The following is a 20,784-nucleotide window of genomic DNA, read 5'->3' as shown; positions in this document are numbered from 1 at the left end:
AACAATCATGAATAAATTAATTCTTAGCGCCACTGTATTTTTATGGAGTCTGTCTGCTCACCTTTTTGCGCTAGCCTTGCCTGAAAATCATGCGGTCAATGGCGGATTAACGATTATCCCCATTGACATTAACAAGCAACCAGAAGCTTTTTATCATGGGAAGAAAATCCCGGTCATTCCCAGCTCCAAACCGAATCAGTGGTTGCTGATCGTGGCCATACCTTTATCTAATAATGAACCGATTCAATACCTGGATCTTACAAAACCCATAAAAACCACCATTCCATTTCAAGTCAGTGATAAATTGTACACAACGCAATTTTTAAATATCAAAGACATCAGCAAGGTTGATCCTCAACCTCAGGATTTAGTTCGTATTGAAAAAGAAACCCGCAAACTAGCCAAAATCTACGCAAACTACTCCAATGCTAATCCTTTCAAACAACAATTTGCAGCGCCTCTACGAGGACCTATCAGCAGTTTATTTGGCTTGAAAAGAGTTTATAACAAACAACCCAGAGATCCTCACTCAGGACTGGATATCGCGACACCAGAAGGTGAGCCAATTCATGCAGTAAATGACGGTATGGTTGTAGAGACTGGAGATTATTTTTTTACTGGAAATACGGTGATTATTGATCATGGCATGGGTGTATTCTCTCTGTATGCTCACCTGAGCAAAATTCTCGTAAAATCCGGCGAACCGGTGAAACAGGGACAAGAACTCGGCCTTGTAGGAATGACTGGTAGAGTAACAGGTCCTCATCTTCATTGGTCGATGATAGTGAATCAAACGTTGGTTGAACCCCTGCTCTTTGTACCTGTTCGCAATATTGCAACGCCACCGGTACAACCCAAAAAAGCGGTTAAAAACGAAGAGCAGTCCATGGTCAAATCATGATTAATGAACTCGGCAGCAGCCTTGATTTAATCATCCTGCAAACGAAAAATAACTTCAAAGTTCTTGGAGTTATTTTTCTGCTCCCCTGGTCCATTTTTTTTATTAGTCAATTTGTTACCAAACGAATTCTGTTATTGGGTATCATTCCGAGGCACCTTCGAGGACTACCTGGAATTATTTGTACCCCACTACTCCATGCTAACTTTAATCACATATTTTTTAACTCAATTCCTTTGCTTGTATTAAGTAATTTCATTCTAATCAATGGCCTTAATTATTATCTGACAGTGACTGTATTAATAACTGTTTTGAGTGGTCTGGCAATCTGGTGCTTCGCAAAACCTGGTTTACATATCGGTGCCAGTGCATTAATAACGGGATACTGGGGATTTCTGATTTGTAACATTTATCAACAAGGTACATTAACTACAGTAATTCTGGGTTTAGTCAGTCTGTATTATTTTGCCGGTATTTTTTTTGGAATTTTCCCAAGAAAAAAAGGAGTATCCTGGGAAGGACATTTGTTTGGATTACTCGCGGGTTTAGCAACCAGTTATTTGGTTACACACGATACAAATCAACTCGTTTTAACCACTAATATCCTCTCATAAGATTCATTTCTACCGTTTCACTAATGACCGTTCGGGAATTGATATGCATCCTCTAATATTCTTCCTTACTCTGTGCTATCCTAAAAATAAAGAATATTAAGAGACAGAAAATGCCATCACTTAAAACTCTATTGATATCAAGTATGTTAAGCATGGTTTTCTCACCAGTATTCGCTGGTGGATGCTGTGAGAAAATGGGTGGGACAAACTACTGCGATTCATCTGCCGGCCGTTTAGTCTGTAATAATGGGTTTTACTCAACCTGTTACTGTGATCGCCATGCAGTGATGGATTTGCAACTACTAAAAGGGTGTTGCTTATGGCAAGGAGGAGTTTCTCCAGATTATGTTACATCTGGCCTGGTCGTATGTAACGACGGCTCAATATCAGAAGAATGCTCTTTACAAAACCCTCAACAAAGCGTCGCTACCTGGTAATCTGTACGAACGTTATAAACTCAAAAAAATCGATTCTTCACACTTCATATGCTTCATACAATGAGGATCTATAGCAAGGATCCTCTGAATGCTGCCTATCAAAAGCCTGATTGGATTGGATAAAACGAATAATTAAGTGGTCACAGCAATTTGCACATTGCATAAAAACCGTCTAATCTGAAATCATGTTAAACTAAAAAAAAGCAAGTAATTAAAATGGAAAACTCCAAATCGCCTAAATTTTCTGGCTCCACTCTTGTTGATCTATTAGAGTTTCAAGCTATCCAAAACAATAATAAGATTGCCTGCAGCTTCATGACAGTGGATAATAACGGTGAGGAACAAATCCAGACGTTGTCTTATAAAGAGCTTGATATAAATTCACGAAAAATTGCAGCTCTATTACAAAATAAACAATTCAAAGCAGGCGAACGGGCTATTTTAATTTATCAACCCGGGTTGGATCTAATCAGTGCATTTTTTGGGGCGATGTATGCCGGCTTAATACCTATACTAGTTTATCCTCCTCACAATCCCAAATTAGTCCACAAATTACAAAATATAATACAAAACTCAAATCCATCCGTCTTGCTTTCAACAGAAGTGATTTTAAAAAAATTAAAAAATCTTAGAAGGCTAAAATGGATTAACGGAGTACCACTAGTCAATTATTTTACAAATAAACTAATTCCTTATAACGTCCAACTTACAAACTGGAACCTGGACCAGTTAAAATGGATCGCAACTGATACAATCCCCATTACCTTAGAGACAAAATGGAGCAAACCCGATATTCAAGGAGATATGTTAGCATTTCTCCAATACACATCAGGCTCAACTGGTGTACCCAAGGGGGTAATGATATCTCATAAAAACATTATACATAATCTTGAAAAAATCAATCATGCCTTTTGTATCAAAAATGATGATGTTTTTGTATCCTGGTTGCCTCCCTACCATGATATGGGATTAATTGGCGGTATACTTGAACCTATATACAGTGGTACAGAAACCAATCTGATGAGTCCTATAACATTTCTTAAGCATCCTGCTAAGTGGCTTACTACCATTAGCAATATGAAACAAAGAGTATATAGTGGCGGTCCTAATTTTTCATACGATTATTGTGTCAAGAAAATACCTTTAGAAGTTCGAAATAAACTCGATCTTTCCAATTGGTTTGCAGCCTGGAGTGGCGCTGAGCCAATTAGATATGAGACTATAGAATCTTTTATTTCGGCTTTTAAACCTCATGGATTTACAGAAAATGCCTTATGCCCTAGCTACGGATTAGCAGAGTCGACTTTAGTTGTTACATCTCATTCACCAGGATCAAAACCAAAAGTTATCGAAGTATCCAGAGACAGTCTTAACCAAGATAGCAGCATTAAAATCAATTCGGCTAAAGGAAAGACTAAAAAACTGATTAGTTGCGGATTACCTATTGATGACCTGGTTATTATTTCAAATAGTACCAACCTTCCATGTCCACCCAATGTAATCGGTGAGATATGTTTTTCAAGCCAAAGTGTGTCGAAAGGTTATTGGAATTACACCCAAAGTAACGATAAAGAATTTTTTTCTTCCTATAGAGGTGTTAATAACGATAAATTATATTTAAAAACAGGTGACTTAGGATTTTTATCAGAAGATGGGGAGTTGTTTGTTACCGGCCGAATTAAAGATCTGATAATAGTCAATGGTGTCAATCACTACTCTCACGATATCGAACATACAGTTTCTACCGCACACCCATTAATACGTGTAAACCAGTGTGCTTGCTTTGCATTGGATCATAACAATAATGAACGGTTAGTGATCGTTTGTGAAACCAACGCAGAAGACATCAAAAATGAAGGGCCGCAAATAATTGATGCAATAAAACATAAAGTACAAATTGAACATGAGTTGCCTGTGTTTTGGATTGCCTTAATAAGCCCTAAATCCTTACCTAAAACAACCAGTGGTAAATTAAAACGATTTGAAACCAAAGAACTCCTGATCAGTAAAAAGCTCGAGATTATGCATGAATGGAAAGAAAATGAACATTAAATTTTTGGAGCCAAAGCTATGAAAAGCAACTCTTCTAATACAGAAATCTATGAAAAGCTAATCGGCGTTATTTCGAAATCTTTGCATATCGACCAAATACAAGTAAAGCCAAACACCAATTTAAACTATGATCTTGGTGTATCTTCAATGCAACTCACTGAATTAGTATGTGATATTGAAGATGAATTTCATTGTACACTTTCCGATGAATCCCTGGCCTCTATTCAGACCGTTCAAGACCTTGCAAACAGCATTATTTCCGGACAAAAAAATACACATTAAATAAGGTATTTCTTTATGGATAGCACATTATTTTTAGATATAAAAAATCACTATGCAGATATTGGCAAAAAATTCGAGAATGCCTGTCAGGAAGCTCGCAAAAAAGGGTGTTTACCCGAAGGACTATGGAAAAGGCTTAGTGATGAACATTTTTTTCTTAATTCAATTCAATATAATAACGAAGATGGTCTTCATTTTTTAGCCGCTGCACTTGAGGGATTGTCTTATGGAATGCGATGTCCCGGTTCATGCTCGTCATTGATAATCCAAGCCGGTGTTGTTATGCCAATGATAAATCAATTTGGATCTGACGCATTGAAAAACAAATATTGGGACTCACTGATCTCTGGAAAATTAATCACCGCACAAGCAGGATCAGAATTACATGGTGGTTCAGAATCCAAATTAATACAAACAAAATTAATTCCAAATGATAAAGGATTTATCCTGAATGGAACTAAATGGTCTATAACTAATGGATCAATTGCAAATTTAATGCTGGTGACTGCGGAAATAATGGATACTCACCAGCCCGTTATTGTAGCAGTTGATTCTTCATGGAATGGGGTTGATAACACACATTCTTTATGTGCATCAGGCGTTGAAGATTCTGCGACCGGTCAAATTGATTTTAGCAATGTTCAAGTTCCATCAGAGTTTATTCTTGGAAAAATCGGAGATGGGTATACTATTTTACACTCAATTTTTTCTAGAGAGCGATTATTAGTAGGTTTTGTTAATATCGGTGTTCTGGAGCGAATCATGGAAGAAGCCATAGAATATACCGATACACGCATCGTTTTTAATAAAAAAATCATTGAGCATCAATACATCCGCAAAAGATTGACTGACATTAAATGCAATTACGAAATTTCAAAATTGCTTGCCTACCAGGCTATTGAAAAATTTATGAATGGACAGGAATCCTCCCTATTAGCATCGATATCAAAATTCTATGGTGCTAATTTAGCGACGGATGCGATTATGCATATTATCAAGATTTTTGGTAGTTATGGCGTACAGAAAGATCGCTACGATTATTTACTAGCATCCTCAATAGCATCATCAATTGGCGGAGGAACAGAAGAAGTTCAACGCGAAGAAATTATAAAACATATGTATTTGAATTACAGAAGGGAGAAATCTATAAAACATCAAGATTAATAACATAATGGGGACTAACGATACGATTTGAGTGAACCACTGTCATCCCGTCGAATCCTATCACCAATACACAAGTATAATGAGTTAATATGTTTCTCCCTGTGAAACCGTGAGTTGATGACTATTTTGATTTGGAAAAAAATTACAACTGTTTGATATTCCATTACCACGGCTGTCCCATTAAAAATATGACGTCTTTCCGAGCGTAGCGAGGAATCTCCTGCAAATTGGCACAATCTGAATTAATGCAATAATTATCATTACCTTTTAAACTCACTGTTTTTACAAGGAATTTAATGATGTCATTAGGCGCCTGCAGAAAAAGGCTGGCTGGGGAGACTCAACTCTTGATATGATTTTAATGGCCGCATTGTAATGGGATCGTGCAACCTTGCAGGAGATTCCTCGCTACGCTCGGAAAGACGTCACATTTTTAATGGGACAGCCGTGATTCCATTGCAAGCACGAAGAATTGGATTATTTTCGTGCTAATTTGTGTACCCCTAAAAACGAAACATATGAATTATGGAGCAAGCCTTGTAGCAGACGCTCTAACCCTGATCCATTAGACAAAATACGGTTGTTCAGTTAGTATTGACGTACTAAAAATTGCCCCATCCAGATAATGAAATATGGGTGAAACAGGTTGTTATGAGCGTCGAATTTTATAAATTAATGTTGATTACTCATCGACAGACTACTCCTATTCCTCAATACCTGAATTTTATAAAGCAGTGCATCTCATCAGGAGTCACATCCGTTCAATTGAGAGAAAAAAATGCAGATGAATCCTTTAAATTAGAATTTGCTCTGGAATTAAAACACCTTCTGAGCACTTATCAAATTCCCCTGATTATTAATGATGATGTTCATCTTGCCATGCAGGTGCACGCGGATGGCGTACATCTTGGGCAATCAGATACCTGCCCATTGAAAGCCAGAAGTCTATTGGGCATTAATAAATTCATTGGTCTTTCAATAGAGTCGGAGGATGAATTAACTCAAGCCAATCGCTCAGAACTTAGTTATGTTGCCGCAAGCGCGGTTTTTCCAAGCCATCATAAAAATAATCTGAAAAAAATATGGGGCCTGGAGGGAGTAACTCATCTATCCAACCACTCCAAACATCCTCTGATTGGTATTGGAGGAATTAACGAGGACAATTTAATCGACGTTCTTCAGGCTGGCGCACAAGGAGTAGCTGTGATAGGCGCGTTGCATCTGGCAAAGCATCCAGCAGATATGGCATTAACACTCCGCAAAATCATTGACCAGAGGAGTTTTTAAAAGATGTTCAACGACATAAAAAGCTCTTTCCTCCAAATCAGGAAAATAAACCCATTAATACTGTGTTTAACCAATTACGTCACTATGGACTTTATGGCAAACAGCCTGCTTGCACTTGGCGCAGCACCCCTGATGTCAGAGGATAGTTCCGAATTGGCAGAGTTAGTGAATATTTGTCAAGCTGTATACATCAACACTGGTACCTTAAACGATGCCTTTATAGCAAGAGCCCTTTATGCCGCGAACCTGGCTCGTTCTTTGAATAAACCAGTCATATTGGATCCTGTGGGTTCTGGAGCCAGTAAATTAAGAACATCTGCCTCCCTCAAAATCCTGCCCTTGGCAGATATTATCAGAGGTAATGCCAGTGAAATCATTTCTTTAACCGGAATGCATGGATTAACCAAAGGAGTTGAAACGACTCATCAAGTCGAGAATGCAATGGACGGGGCAATGTCCTTGGCTCATTCTCACAATAGCATCATAGTGATCAGTGGGCCAGAAGACTTTATAACCGATGGTACCCAAAAACAATTACTTCCTTTTGGCTCGGATCTCATGCCTCTAATCACCGGAATGGGATGCACTATGACCGCGGTTCTTAGCGCATTTGCCGCTGTTAATCCCAATCACTTTCAAACAAGTTCACATGCTGCGGCTTTTTTTGGTTTATGCGGCCAATTAACCCACCAACAAACACAAAAACCAGGTACATTCAGGCAAGCCTTTATTGATAATTTATACGATCCGGACTGGAATTTTTTTACTGAAGCAATCAAACACTCAAGAGTAAACATCTAATGCACTATAAAGCTTTATCCATAGCAGGTTTTGATGGTTCTGGAGGTGCTGGAATTCAGGCTGATCTTAAAACGTTTTCCGCTTTAGGCTGTTATGGAATGACTGTTCTAACCGCACTGCCAGTGCAGAATACCTGTGGTGTAAGAACCTGTTATGAAATCCCGCTGCAAGCAATTGAAGATCAGCTCAATGCCATTTTTGATGATATAAGACCCGACAGCATTAAAATTGGTATGTTGTTTAAAAGTGAGATTATTGAGCTGGTTGCTTGTATTCTTAAAAAAAGAGCGACCGATATTCCAATTGTCCTTGATCCGGTGACCGTCGCCAAAAGTGGTGATGCCTTATTATTGCCTGAAGCAGTCGATACATTAACCTCGGTACTCATGCCTCTTACAACATTAATCACGCCCAATATCCCTGAAGCGTACTCTTTTACAGGCATCAATGCTTCCTCGGAGGAAGACATGATATCTGTAGCTCAGAAACTCATTGGCTTAGGCCCAAAACATGTATTACTAAAAGGTGGGCATCTGCAATCTGCAGAATCCAATGATTTACTTTATGGAGCTGACGGATCAATAGCATGGTACAAAAATACCAGGATTAACTCGAAGAATACACATGGAACCGGTTGTACCTTATCTGCGGCAATTGCAGCATGTCTTGCTCAAAATATGAATTTAAATCAAGCCTGTAGCTTTGCAAAAAACTATTTAACTCATGCCATTGAAGCGGCTAAAGAGACCTCTGTAGGTTTTGGTAATGGCCCGGTTCATCACTTCTACCATGTGTGGCCAACTCTTTCTATACAACCGGGCTTAGCTTCATTGCATCATCAGCAGAAGTCAGATTAGATTCATTGACGCTTTTCATCTTGCGTTGCTCAATAAGCTCGCCAAAACATAAAGCACTCATTACCACTAATAAATAACCTGCTGTTGAATAGCACAAAATAGTATCTGAGAAAGAACCGATGCAGAATGAAATAAGTATTCCTAAAAGGATCGGTTTCGTTTCAGTTAATTGAAATGAAGTAATCAATAAACTGCCTAAAAAGATGATTAATAACACCAAGCCTGCCAATCCCTGTTCTGATAGAGTCATCCAATATTGACTGTGAGGATCAGTCAGCTCTGGCCCCCAACTGGGCACTGGATTATCTTGTGAGAAACTGTATTTAAAACCACCTGTACCAATGCCAAAAATCGGGTGTTTATCCCATAAGGATTGAGCATAATTATGGAACTGTATTCTATACCCCAGTGATGTATTTTGGTTGTTCTGTTTTAAAGCCTTAATGTCCGAGATTAAATCATGAACTCGGGCATACATGATTGGACTTTCATGATAAACCAATCCTACCAGGCTGCTAAACAATACAACACCCACTAATGCTTTTTTAATACTGAGCTTTTGAATAATCAGAAAAGCCATTAAAATAAAATAGACAACATAACCGGTTCTACCCGTATTGATGAAAAGTACCTGATAACTCATTAATCCGACAAGGAAGGAGTATATCCCTCTCAACCAGCCTGTGTATCTAAAAGCATAAAGACCTGCTATATAAGCAGCAAAACCCATCATAAACCCGGTAATAATATGATTATAAAAAACTTCGCCAGGGTCACCTTGCGTCAATATATTCTCAGCTTTAAGTATAGAAATAATGCAGGTTAAAAGCATGGCTGCCAAATAACTGTTCAGCGTCATCGTTCTTATTTTGGGATTTATAAATGCAACAGCAAGCACTGGTAGATAAATTAATTTTGAATATTTACCAACTACCGTCAATTGCATGGAAAAAGGTGCAGGACTCCAAAGGCAAGCAATTACAGAAAATAACAATAAAGCTAAAGCAGATAGCCCCCATAATGAATTAAATGCATACGGAATGTATTGACTGTATTGCGGGGTCAGTAATACGGCTCCAACCGCACAAGCAAAAAAAATCGATTTAAAGGTGGGGCTAATTGGAATAAAAAACATAAACAAGACAAATAATATTGAAGTTACCAATATACCCTTTCCTTCCAGCAATGGTAGTCTCACATTTCATCCTTATCGGTATTTGTTATACAAGGTAACTCATTGATATTACGATCTCTATAAATCTGTTTTACACCACGATAAAAAGTTCCTTGCGCGCTAATAACAGCAAATAAAAATCCAAGCTTACCATCTAAAAATCCACGCTGTAAAATAAAACATCGACTAAACATCCAGCTTGTACTCGCTAAAACCCGAATGAAGCTCATATTTTTATTAGATTCAATTCGAATTTTTGCGGAGTATGATGAATATTTATTAAGCTTATACAAGACATGACTTAAATCTCTATACGAGTGATGCTGTATGGCATTTTTTAATTTGCCAATACGTGCCGTTGCTGATACCAGTATTTTTTCATGAACAATGTCATTGCTGTAATTAGCGTTAGCTCGTTTAAACAACCGTATATGTCTTTTTGGTGATGCTGAATATTTTAAAAGCTTGTTGTAAAAGAACATTTGAATGGGCACACGAAATGCGTCAGCTGAATCAGATGAAATGACTTTCATGATTTCTTCCTGCAACGCACTACTAACAGACTCATCTGCATCAAGGTTCAAAACCCAATCACCAGTTGCTTTTGCCAATGCTCGTTGCTTTTGAATTCCGTACCCCTGCCAGTCCGTCTGAAACACCTTATCGGTATATTCACGAGCAATTGCTACGGTATTGTCAGTACTACCTGAATCAACAACTATAATTTCATCAGCAAAACGTACAGACTCCAAACATCGTCGAATGTTAGACTCTTCATTTTTAGTTATAATAATTACTGTGAGCATGGCCAATGAAATAAGCAGAAAAGGAACATTATATCCAGAATTAATCAGGATTGTAACTGGCACGCTTTATCAAATCACGGCTGTCCCATTAAAAATATGACGTCTTTCCGAGCGTAGCGAGGAATCTCCTGCAAGGTTGCACGATCCCATTAAATTTGTACTGTTCAATTGATTTGGTCATCTAAAATTCTGCATGCAGCGTAACTGCTGTTGATGTCAATGTCTGAAAGTCCCATAACGTACCAAGTAGTAGCCTGTTTGCAAGCAAACAGGATTTTTGAGCTTCGATAAGATCCTGCGGCAAGCCGCAGGATTTAAGAAATGATTAGCTTCCAGAGATAATTAAAAAGCACCTTTTCTGAATATTAAAAGACACCTTCACGATGGTCCTGACTGTCAAAATGCAACTTACCATCTTTTACTCTAAGCGTAACATGACCACCATGCATCAATTTACCGAATAAAAGTTCATCTGCTAATGGTTTTTTCACATTTTCCTGTATCAAACGCGCCATGGGACGAGCACCCATCGCTTTATCGTAACCATGCTCAATTAACCATTCACGAGCAGATTTATCAACAGTAAACGTAACACCTTTATGACTGAGTTGCTCATCAAGCTCCATGATAAATTTATCAACAACCAAACCAATAGTTAGTGAATCTAATGGGGCAAAATTGATAATCGCATCCAGTCTGTTTCTAAATTCAGGACTAAATTGTTTCTTAATTACTTCCAATCCATCGTTAGCATTATCCTGTCTGGAGAATCCTATTGAGTTACGCACAATCTCACTGGCACCAGCATTACTGGTCATCACTAAAATGATGTGTCTGAAATCAGCCTGTCTTCCGTTTGTATCTGTCAAAGTACCGTGGTCCATAATCTGTAATAGCAAATTAAAGACATCCGGATGGGCTTTTTCAATTTCATCCAGTAATAAAACAGCATGCGGGTTTTTAGTCACAGCTTCAGTCAAAAGCCCGCCTTGATCATAACCAACATATCCAGGAGGAGCACCGATTAAACGTGACACTGTATGCTTTTCCATGTACTCTGACATATCAAATCGCAGCAACTCAATTCCCAGAACATTAGCCAATTGTCGTGTGACCTCTGTTTTACCAACTCCTGTAGGTCCTGCAAACAGGAAGCATCCAACAGGTTTTTGTGGTTCTCGAAGACCTGACCGACCTAATTTAATCGCTGATGCAAGTGCAGTAATCGCCTGATCTTGTCCATAAACCAGTAATTTCAGGTCACGCTCTAAATTACGCAATGTATCTTTATCTCGAGCAGAGACTTTCTTGATGGGTATACGGGCAATTTTAGCAACAACACTTTCAATTTCGGTGACGCTAATAATTTTTTTACGTTTGTTAGCAGTTAACAGGTTCTGGTAAGCGCCAGCTTCATCCACCACGTCAATTGCTTTATCAGGTAAAAATCGATCGTTAATGTATTTCGCTGCTAATTCTGCTGCTGCTTTTAATGAAGGTATAGTGAATTTAACGCCGTGATGTTCTTCCAGACGGCCCTTCAATCCTTTCAGTATTTCAAAAGTTTCATCAACCGTTGGTTCGGAGATATCTATTTTTTGAAAACGTCTGGCCAAAGCTCTGTCTTTTTCAAAAATGCCACGGTATTCCTGATAAGTTGTCGATCCAATACATTTTAATTCACCATTGGCCAACAACGGCTTTATCAAGTTGGATGCATCCATAACACCACCTGAGGCAGCACCTGCGCCGATAATGGTATGAATTTCATCTATAAATAAAACAGCGCCCTCTTGTTGCCCCAATTGTTTAAGAACCGCTTTCAAACGCTTCTCAAAATCACCACGATATTTGGTTCCAGCTAATAAAGCCCCCAAATCGAGTGAATAAACAACACAACCACGAATAGCATCAGGTATCTCTCCGTCCACGATACGACGGGCTAACCCTTCTGCAATAGCGGTTTTACCTACTCCAGCTTCACCGACGAGCAATGGATTATTTTTGCGGCGTCTGCACAGAACCTGGATAGTACGCTGAATTTCTTCATGCCGGCCAATTAACGGATCAATTTTACCTTGTTTGGCACGTCGATTAAGATTCGTACAGTAACTGTCCAGAGGAGATTCATTACCCTCAGGTGACATCATGTCCTCATCCATAGAAGAGTTCATGTTGTCTTGCATCTCGTTATTTTGATATTTTGAAACACCATGCGAAATGTAATTAATAACATCAAGTCTGGTAATATTTTCTCTTCTAAGAAAATATACTGCCTGACTTTCTTGTTCACTGAATATAGCAGCCAGCACATTGGCGCCGGTTACTTCTGTTTTTCCAGCAGATTGCACATGAAACACAGCGCGTTGTAATACTCGCTGAAAACCCAAAGTTGGCTGAGTTTCCCTGTCAAGTTCATCTTCAGGAATTCTTGGCGTAGTTTCATCAATAAATTCAACTAAATCTCGGCGAAGAGCCTCGATGTTTGCGTCACATGCCTGCAACACATTACCTGCTGCTGGGTTATCAAGCAAGGACAACAGCAAATGTTCAACAGTCATAAATTCATGACGCTTTTCTTTTGCTTCCTTGAAGGCTAGATTCAAGGTGAATTCTAGTTCTTTATTTAACATTGTCGTTGCTCCTTTCCAGCCCACCACCAGTCATTCGGGTTCCATGCTAGATAGCAATGGATGTTGATTCATTCTGGCGTATTCATTTACTAGGGCGACTTTTGTTTCCGCTATATCTCTTGTAAACACGCCACATACGCCCTTCCCTTGCATATGAACCTGTAACATCACCTGAATTGCAATTTCTTCACTTAAATGAAAAAAATGTTTCAGTACTTCTACCACAAAATCCATTGGTGTATAGTCATCATTGAGCAATACAACTTTATACTTTCTAGGCAGCTTAACTTCTGTACTTGATTCAGTATCAGCTATCTCGTGCCTGACATATTCCTCTAAATTTTGCCCGCTCATAACTTACAACCTCATACTATTTTTATAGACTCCCTACACACATTTGGCCAGTAAATTTCGCTATTTTTAATTAAATATTTAGCCTTTGAAATAATCAACAGCATATTGGCTAGTAAGAACTCACTCAATTGTAAATTTATCGTATCAATTTAACATCAATGCTCTTATAAAAACCATTACTGAAAATTGATTATTTTATAAGTCGATGCTTCTTTTACAAAAAGAGCACTCTAAACTGTATAGAGCCAGGATTTGACCTTCCAATCATCAAAGTACTTGATTGGTTTAATGGATTAAACCATAACGTCAACTCGTAACGTTTCATAGTTTAAAGCCATCCATAGATTCACGCATCGTTGAATACTTAATACCAGCATGTGTTGACAATCCGAACTGAGACACCCCGCGAACGCGTCGCGGGAAGTTTACAATCGCTTGATGAATTGTCAACACATCCTGCTTACATGTGTTTTATCATTTCATCAGCAAAGCCAGAACTACTTACTAATGTAGCACCGGACATACCACGTTCGAAATCATAAGTCACTGTTTTCGCTTCAATTGCACCTTCCATGCCTTTAATAATCAAATCAGCAGCTTCAGTCCAACCCATATGTCGTAACATCATTTCAGCAGAAAGAATAATAGAACCTGGGTTCACCTTATTCTGACCGGCATATTTTGGTGCGGTTCCATGAGTAGCTTCAAACACGGCAACATCATCACTCATATTAGCCCCAGGTGCTATTCCTATACCGCCAACCTGAGCAGCTAAAGCATCAGAAATGTAATCACCATTCAAGTTCAAGGTGGCGATAACACTATACTCTTCAGGTCTTAGCAAGATTTGTTGTAAAAATGCATCAGCAATGACATCGTTTATGATAATTTGCTTGCCCGTCTTGGGGTTTTTGAATTCCATCCAGGGGCCGCCTTGATATTCCTTTGCGCCAAATGTATCACGAGCAACCTGATATCCCCAATCCTTAAATGCACCTTCGGTAAACTTCATAATGTTGCCTTTATGGACCAAAGTAACAGTCTGACGATCATTATCAATAGCATACTGAATTGCAGCTTTCACCAAACGGGTAGTACCTTCTTTAGATACTGGTTTGACACCAATACCGCAATGTTCAGGGAAGCGAATCTTTTTAACCCCCATTTCAGTTTGCAAAAACTGAATTACTTTTTTAGCTTCTGGAGAATCAGCGGACCATTCAATTCCAGCATAGATATCTTCAGCATTTTCACGGAAGATGACCATATCAGTTTTCCAAGGCTCTCTGACTGGGCTTGGAACACCTTTAAAATAACGGACAGGACGTAAACAGGTATAAAGATCCATATCCTGACGAATAGCAACGTTCAAAGAGCGTATACCACCACCAACAGGCGTAGTTAAAGGACCTTTAATCGAGACCACATATTTTTTCAGTGCGTCTATAGTTTCTTTCGGTAACCATTGATCACTGCCATAAACCTGAGTGGCCTTCTCGCCAGCATACACTTCCATCCAGGCAATTTTTCTCTTATTGCCATATGCTTTCTCAACAGCAGCATCAACAACACGAATCATCGGAGGCGTCACATCAACCCCGATACCATCACCTTCTATAAAGGGAATTATGGGATTATTGGGTACACGAAGAGAAAGATCAGCTGCCACTGTAATGGCTTCACCTTGTGCAGGTACTTTTATTTTATCGTATGTCATTGACCACTCCGTAAATTTTAGAGAGATAAATCATAGCATGTGATAACACCGAATCCCAAATATGAATTTATATAAATTTTAAATATGGGGTCTGGTTGGATTGAACATGATTGGAGGCGATGTTGTCGAGGGATCTCCGCCATATGACGTGGCTCAAACCACAGCACTCGTAGAGGCTTCAGTTGCGATAGACATGTTATACATTCTCGGGGATACCCAAAAGCGAACGAGCTAGAAGGTTTCGAGATCAATTGCCAAAGCTTACTGGCTGAGAAGCATGTTGAAAACATCATTTATTTATGTGATGCTTCACTGCTTACAGCCAGAATAGATGCTAGCGAATATGGGGTTATCCAAGTGTGAGTCCTGATAGGAGTCTACGTTCAATCAATACTGCTATCACTTAAGCACTAAGCCCAGGTTCATCTCATCAGAACATCTATTTTAAAATAACTGGTTTGGTCCGTTGTCAATTCATTTTAAATTGAAATTGAGCAACCAATGAGGTTCTGAATAACGCAGCATCCATCTAACTTAAAGGGAATTATCAATTTTCATGAACGCAATAATCAGTTTATTTCTATTATTTTGCATCACTCAAGCAAGTTTCGCTTTCACAAAAACAGAAGAAGAATTACTGACTCAAGTGCAAAGGCAGACTTATCATTATTTTTATGATTTTGCTCACCCGTCAAGCGGTATGGCGCGTGAACGGAGTAATCAAACCTATCCTGATTATGATCCAGGAGTCACTATCACCACCGGTGGTTCAGGATTTGGCTTTATGGCAACCATTGTTGCTGTTGAACGGAACTTTATTAGCAGAGAACAAGGAGTTGATCATCTGCTTAAAGCAGTTCGCTTTCTGGATACTCAGGCCGATAAGTTTCATGGATTATTTCCCCATTGGATGAATGGAGACACCGGTAAAACATTTGCTCTTTGGCAGTATGATGATGGAAGCGATCTGGTTGAATCGGCATTTTTATTTCAAGGCTTATTAACTGTTCATCAATATTTTGACAGTAACACTCCTAAAGAACAGGAATTACGGCAAACCATTGATAGATTATGGCGGAATGCAAACTGGAATTGGCATACAAATGGTACAAATGACACTCTCTATTGGCATTGGTCACCAAATTATGATTGGCATATGAATCATAAAATTCGGGGATGGGATGAAACCTTGATTACCTATGTATTAGCCGCAAGTTCACCGACCCATCCAATTTCCAAAGAAGTTTATGAAAATTGTTATAAAAATTCGCCAACTTATTATAATGGAAATGAATATTATGGGGTGAAATTGCCGCTAGGAGTACCTTTTGGCGGTCCGTTATTCTGGTCACATTATTCATTCCTTGGTCTTGATCCTAATGGATTAACCGATGGAACAATTAACTATTATGAACAAGCTGTCGCTCACACCAAAATCAATCACGCTTATTGTGCCGATAATCCCAAAGGTTATCAGGGATATAGTGACAGCTGTTGGGGATTGACTGCGTCCGATATTGATAATGGCTATGGTGCTCAATCCCCGACTCAAGACGTTGGCGTTTTAACACCCACAGCAGCACTTTCATCGTTTCCCTATACGCCGAATGAATCCATGAAGGCACTAAAATGCTTCATCAATCATCCCAAATTATGGAGTACTCTAGGATTTAAAGATGCCTACAATCCAACAACCGGTTGGGTAGCTGAAGGGTCTTTGGCCATTGATCAAGGACCAATAATTGTAATGATTGAAAACTACCGGACGCAATTGCTCTGGCGGTTATTTATGTCTCATCCTGATGTGCAGCGAGGACTAAAAAATATTGGGTTTCATTCACCCAGGATCAATTGATATGACCCACTATAAACTCTGTTGTTTGGCGCTATGCAGTATGGTCTCATTAGCACATGCCCAGCCAGACAAGCCCAAAGAAGCATTCATTGAGACTCTGTTAGCACGCATGACTACGGCTGAAAAAATTGGCCAATTGAATTTACTAACCGTCGGGTTAACCGAAACCGGACCGGTCAGCAATCAGGAAATCGATTCTAAAATCAAAAAGGGCCAAGTCGGTGCTCTGATGAATGCTTATTCCCCAAAAGTTATCAAAGAGTTGCAAGACCTGGCAATTAAAAAATCACGATTAAAAATACCCCTGTTATTTGGTTTTGATGTGATTCATGGTTATCGCACCATCTTCCCCACCCCGCTAGCCCAAGCTTCAAGCTGGAACCCGGACCTGATCCAGAAGCTAGCCCATGCATCAGCAATTGAAGCAGCACAAGATGGGCTTCATTGGACTTTTAGCCCCATGGTCGATATTGTGAGGGATCCGCGTTGGGGCAGAGTGATGGAATCTGCTGGAGAAGACCCTTTTCTGGCATCAAAAATTGGCCAAGCAATGGTCACAGGCTATCAAGGAACTGATTTATCCCAACCTTCATCAATAATGGCTTGTGTCAAACATTTTGCCCTCTATGGAGGAGCTGAAGCAGGCCGTGATTACAACACTGTTGATATGAGCCAGGCGCGAATGCATAACGACTATTTACCCCCATACGTCGCAGCCATTAAAGCTAAAGCCAGAAGTGTGATGACCTCCTTTAATGAAATCAATGGCATCCCGGCAACGGGCAATTACTGGTTAATGAAAGAACTATTACGTGATGCATACCAATTTGATGGCTTGCTGGTTACCGATTACACTGCCATCAATGAAATGATGGATCATGGTGTAGGTGATGCCAAAGAAGTAACTCGTTTAGCCATGAATGCAACCACGGATATGGACATGGTTGGAGAGATGTATGTCAATCAATTACCTGCTTTATTGAACGACAAACAAATTACAATAGAACAAATAAATGAAGCAGTAAAAAGAGTACTCGGCGTAAAATGGGATTTAGGTTTGTTTGAACATCCCTATCATCAAATGGATCAACTAGCCTATGATAAAAAGGAGCATCAAGCTTTAGCTCTTGAGGCGGCTCTTGAAAGCATTGTTTTATTAAAAAATACCAACAAGGTACTCCCACTTAATCCCAAACAAAAAATAGCCTTTATCGGCCCATTCGTAAAAGATGCAAATCAACAGCTCGGAGAATGGCGAGCCATTGGCCGACCCGAAGAGGCGACGAGCCTGTGGCAAGCTTTGAAAAAAAATCAGTACGCGGCTGATATTCTTTATGCAAAAGGCTGCAACTTTTCTGATAATAAGGAGTTGGTAGCCTATTTGAACCAACATGGCGGTGCCATACAAAATGATGATCCTCAAAAATTATTAAACGAAGCATTATCTGTTGCCAATCAAAGTGATGTTCTGGTCGCTGTTTTAGGGGAGCCTTTTGGAATGAGCGGCGAAGCTGCCAGTCGTACCCGAATTGGGCTATTACCCAATCAGTTAAAATTATTAAAAGCCCTCAAAAAGCTCAATAAACCCATCATACTGGTATTAATGAATGGACGACCTTTAACCATTGAATGGCCGCATCGTCATGTCGATGCTATTGTAGAAGCCTGGTATGGTGGCAGCCAAGCAGGTACTGCTGTTTCTGATGTTTTATTTGGACGCTACAATCCATCAGGTAAATTAACCATGACCTTTCCCCGTCATGTTGGCCAAATCCCGATCTATTATAATGCCAAACCTACTGGCCGGCCTTACCGCCAGCACAGTCAACAATTCGCTGAAAAATATAAGAGCAAGTACATTGATGAATCCAATCTACCAAGATATCCCTTCGGTTATGGCTTGAGTTACTCCAGGTTTCAATATCATGATCTGCAATTAAACAGATCGACATTACACAAAAATACGCCAATTACTGCGTCAATTATTGTTACAAATAACGGAGCGTATGATGGTCACGAAATCGTACAACTATACCTCCATGATAAAATAGCATCATCAACACAACCGGAACGAGTACTCAAAGGCTTTAAAAAAATATTTTTGAAAAAAGGAGAGTCCAAACGCGTTACCTTCACTATCACTGAACCGATGCTTCGTTTTTATAATGCACGTCTGGATTATGCATCTGAACCTGGAGCGTTTGAACTTTATATTGGCCCTAATTCACAAACAAAAATAAAAACACAATTTATTTATGAATAAAGCAAATGAGCCGTTATAAAGTTAACCTTCTGTGGGGTGATTCTGATCGCCCCACCCAAAATCCAATGCTCGCATTATGTCTAAAAATGCATACAGATTATTGGTCATTCAAACTGTAGCTAAGCATACTCCAGCATTTTTATTTGTTCGTATAGCTGATCATAACCCGCTTCAACATTAATGTATTCGCTTTTAGCCAAATATATAGATAATGATCCATCATCTGTTGCTGAAGGCTTTTGTAATATTCCATTAAATCCCTGGAGTTTTAAGCGAATATAATCACTGAATTTGGTTACTAAATAAAAGTTTCTGAAATAATTATCAGCACTCATATGTACCGCTTTAGCATCGTTAGCCAATTGATGGCCCGGCAAGTAGTCTTTTAAAGAATATGAAGAATTATTATGTACGGCGATAATTTTGCCATTAGGCAACAATTCTTTAATTTTATTTGCCAGCTTTTTAACTTCTCTATGAGCTTCTGGTGAATAGGAACTGTATTGAGCCAATGTTTTTTTTATTCCATTATCCGTATAAATTCTGTTGGGATCAAATTCATAGCGTTTATTATTTAAATGAAAAACGATATTTCGCCCACCTGAGTGGACTAAGGTGATCAAACTGCCATTGTCTTTACGGATGACTCTTTTTGCTGCTTTCAAAGCGGTTTGTTCATTGTGATGTACGTGTACGTAGGTTTTTTTGCCTTTACCAACAGTTTGCTGGATGACAACACGTTCATCCCCAACCATCACTTTATGATTAATCGCACATCCCGTTTGCGCTAAAACCAATAAAGCAAGTAGTATCCATTTCATGAACAAATTTCACCATTAAGAGTAAATTTACACCATTGTATAGTGATAAAAATGAAAAAACAATCAAATAGCGGCCATGAATTGATTTAAATCATACATTGAGCAGTTGCCTGGGATGAAGAATAAAACTACCATTACAATCCTGACCATTTTTAATCATCATGACCCTATGCCTCCTATAATTCTCTTCAATAAACCCTTTGGTGTTGTAACGCAATTTACAGGGGAACTATATGAGCAGACCTTGGCAGCATATATTAAGGTTCCAGATTTTTATGCGGCAGGGCGATTAGATAAAAACAGCGAAGGTTTGCTTTTATTGACTAACGATGGCGCACTTCAACATCGATTGACCCATCCCAAATTTGAAAAAAGCAAGTATTACTGGGTACAAGTAGAAGGTATTCCTAGCGATGATGATTTAAAACCATTGCGAGAAGGATTAACCATTAAAGAATGCAGATTTTTACCCGCTCAGGTTCGTCAGATTGCTGAACCTCTGCTTTGGCCACGAAACCCGCCAATACGAGAACGAAAAAGCATTCCGACCAGCTGGATTGAAATCATCCTGAAAGAGGGTAAAAATCATCAAATTCGAAAAATGACTGCCGCCATTGGCTTCCCTACATTAAGATTGGTAAGGCATCGGATAGGTGATTGGCAATTAGGAGATTTACAACCTGGTGAATATACACTCATTCAATAATGAGAAGCTTAGGGGCTGTTGACATTTCATTATTTCCAAGCCTACATTCCGCGACTTGTTCTT

The 20,784-nt window shown here is 39.1% G+C and carries 19 protein-coding genes; 13 read left to right on the top strand and 6 right to left on the bottom strand.

Annotated features, from left to right (window positions below):
• Positions 1-7 precede the first annotated feature (7 nt).
• From ELY21_RS12280 to thiD, 9 genes are all read left to right on the top strand, one after another.
• Positions 8-901 (top strand): M23 family metallopeptidase, encoded by an 894-nt coding sequence (locus ELY21_RS12280; RefSeq protein ID WP_127109890.1) that lies wholly within the window; start codon positions 8-10, stop codon positions 899-901.
• On the top strand, positions 898-1,512 hold the full coding sequence (locus ELY21_RS12275; protein ID WP_127109888.1) for a rhomboid family intramembrane serine protease: 615 nt from the start codon (positions 898-900) through the stop codon (positions 1,510-1,512). Before ELY21_RS12280 ends, ELY21_RS12275 begins: the two co-directional genes overlap by 4 nt.
• A gap of 110 nt (positions 1,513-1,622) precedes the next feature.
• Positions 1,623-1,949 carry a neurogenic locus notch gene (locus ELY21_RS12270; protein WP_127109886.1) on the top strand — a complete coding sequence of 109 codons (327 nt, stop codon included), beginning with the start codon at positions 1,623-1,625 and terminating at the stop codon, positions 1,947-1,949.
• A 216-nt stretch (positions 1,950-2,165) separates the two neighbouring features.
• Positions 2,166-4,001 (top strand): fatty acyl-AMP ligase, encoded by a 1,836-nt coding sequence (locus tag ELY21_RS12265; RefSeq protein WP_127109884.1) that lies wholly within the window; start codon positions 2,166-2,168, stop codon positions 3,999-4,001.
• Positions 4,002-4,019: 18 nt separating this feature from the next.
• Positions 4,020-4,283, top strand: a complete 264-nt coding sequence (locus ELY21_RS12260; RefSeq protein WP_127109882.1) for an acyl carrier protein — start codon at positions 4,020-4,022, stop codon at positions 4,281-4,283.
• A 15-nt stretch (positions 4,284-4,298) separates the two neighbouring features.
• Complete coding sequence (locus tag ELY21_RS12255; protein ID WP_127109880.1) at positions 4,299-5,447, top strand: acyl-CoA dehydrogenase family protein; 1,149 nt, start codon at positions 4,299-4,301, stop codon at positions 5,445-5,447.
• Positions 5,448-6,098: 651 nt separating this feature from the next.
• On the top strand, positions 6,099-6,734 hold the full coding sequence (gene thiE, locus ELY21_RS12250) for a thiamine phosphate synthase (RefSeq protein ID WP_127109878.1): 636 nt from the start codon (positions 6,099-6,101) through the stop codon (positions 6,732-6,734).
• 3 nt (positions 6,735-6,737) lie between these two features.
• Positions 6,738-7,535 (top strand): hydroxyethylthiazole kinase, encoded by a 798-nt coding sequence (gene thiM / locus ELY21_RS12245; protein WP_127109876.1) that lies wholly within the window; start codon positions 6,738-6,740, stop codon positions 7,533-7,535.
• Positions 7,535-8,392, top strand: coding sequence for a bifunctional hydroxymethylpyrimidine kinase/phosphomethylpyrimidine kinase (thiD, locus tag ELY21_RS12240; protein WP_127109874.1), 858 nt, complete (start codon positions 7,535-7,537; stop codon positions 8,390-8,392). Before thiM ends, thiD begins: the two co-directional genes overlap by 1 nt.
• Here thiD and ELY21_RS12235 read toward each other — a convergent pair.
• The 5 genes from ELY21_RS12235 to icd all read right to left on the bottom strand — a co-directional run bounded on the left by ELY21_RS12235 (position 8,343) and on the right by icd (position 15,076).
• On the bottom strand, positions 8,343-9,590 hold the full coding sequence (locus ELY21_RS12235) for an O-antigen ligase (RefSeq protein ID WP_127109872.1): 1,248 nt from the start codon (positions 9,588-9,590) through the stop codon (positions 8,343-8,345). The genes thiD and ELY21_RS12235 overlap by 50 nt on opposite strands.
• On the bottom strand, positions 9,587-10,372 hold the full coding sequence (locus ELY21_RS12230) for a glycosyltransferase family 2 protein (RefSeq protein ID WP_127109940.1): 786 nt from the start codon (positions 10,370-10,372) through the stop codon (positions 9,587-9,589). The genes ELY21_RS12235 and ELY21_RS12230 overlap by 4 nt, the downstream gene beginning before the upstream one ends.
• Before the next feature lie 365 nt (positions 10,373-10,737).
• The gene (gene clpA, locus ELY21_RS12225) at positions 10,738-13,005 is read right to left on the bottom strand and encodes an ATP-dependent Clp protease ATP-binding subunit ClpA (protein WP_028385114.1); all 2,268 of its coding nucleotides are present in this window, start codon (positions 13,003-13,005) and stop codon (positions 10,738-10,740) included.
• A 30-nt stretch (positions 13,006-13,035) separates the two neighbouring features.
• The gene (clpS, locus tag ELY21_RS12220) at positions 13,036-13,359 is read right to left on the bottom strand and encodes an ATP-dependent Clp protease adapter ClpS (RefSeq protein ID WP_127109870.1); all 324 of its coding nucleotides are present in this window, start codon (positions 13,357-13,359) and stop codon (positions 13,036-13,038) included.
• A 460-nt stretch (positions 13,360-13,819) separates the two neighbouring features.
• Positions 13,820-15,076, bottom strand: coding sequence for an NADP-dependent isocitrate dehydrogenase (gene icd, locus ELY21_RS12215; protein ID WP_127109868.1), 1,257 nt, complete (start codon positions 15,074-15,076; stop codon positions 13,820-13,822).
• Between the two features lie 100 nt (positions 15,077-15,176).
• On the opposite strand from icd, the gene ELY21_RS16055 reads away from it, so the two are divergent.
• From ELY21_RS16055 to bglX, 3 genes are all read left to right on the top strand, one after another.
• A complete protein-coding gene (locus ELY21_RS16055; protein ID WP_370272635.1) occupies positions 15,177-15,311 on the top strand; it encodes an arginase family protein in 135 nt (44 codons plus the stop codon).
• Positions 15,312-15,632: 321 nt separating this feature from the next.
• Positions 15,633-16,931 (top strand): glucoamylase family protein, encoded by a 1,299-nt coding sequence (locus tag ELY21_RS12210; RefSeq protein WP_127109866.1) that lies wholly within the window; start codon positions 15,633-15,635, stop codon positions 16,929-16,931.
• A gap of 1 nt (position 16,932) precedes the next feature.
• Positions 16,933-19,194: a beta-glucosidase BglX gene (gene bglX / locus ELY21_RS12205; RefSeq protein ID WP_199741710.1), complete on the top strand. Its 2,262-nt coding sequence runs from the start codon at positions 16,933-16,935 to the stop codon at positions 19,192-19,194.
• 119 nt (positions 19,195-19,313) lie between these two features.
• On the opposite strand, the gene ELY21_RS12200 is transcribed toward bglX, so the two are convergent.
• On the bottom strand, positions 19,314-20,015 hold the full coding sequence (locus ELY21_RS12200) for a protein tyrosine phosphatase (protein ID WP_127109864.1): 702 nt from the start codon (positions 20,013-20,015) through the stop codon (positions 19,314-19,316).
• A 169-nt stretch (positions 20,016-20,184) separates the two neighbouring features.
• On the opposite strand from ELY21_RS12200, the gene ELY21_RS12195 reads away from it, so the two are divergent.
• A complete protein-coding gene (locus ELY21_RS12195; protein WP_127109936.1) occupies positions 20,185-20,721 on the top strand; it encodes a pseudouridine synthase in 537 nt (178 codons plus the stop codon).
• The last annotated feature ends 63 nt before the right edge of the window (positions 20,722-20,784 follow it).

The sequence above is a fragment of the Legionella sp. km535 genome (assembly GCF_003990085.1).
In the GTDB taxonomy this organism is placed as follows: Bacteria; Pseudomonadota; Gammaproteobacteria; order Legionellales; family Legionellaceae; genus Legionella; species Legionella moravica.
This window is presented reverse-complemented; position numbering and strand designations above follow the sequence as displayed.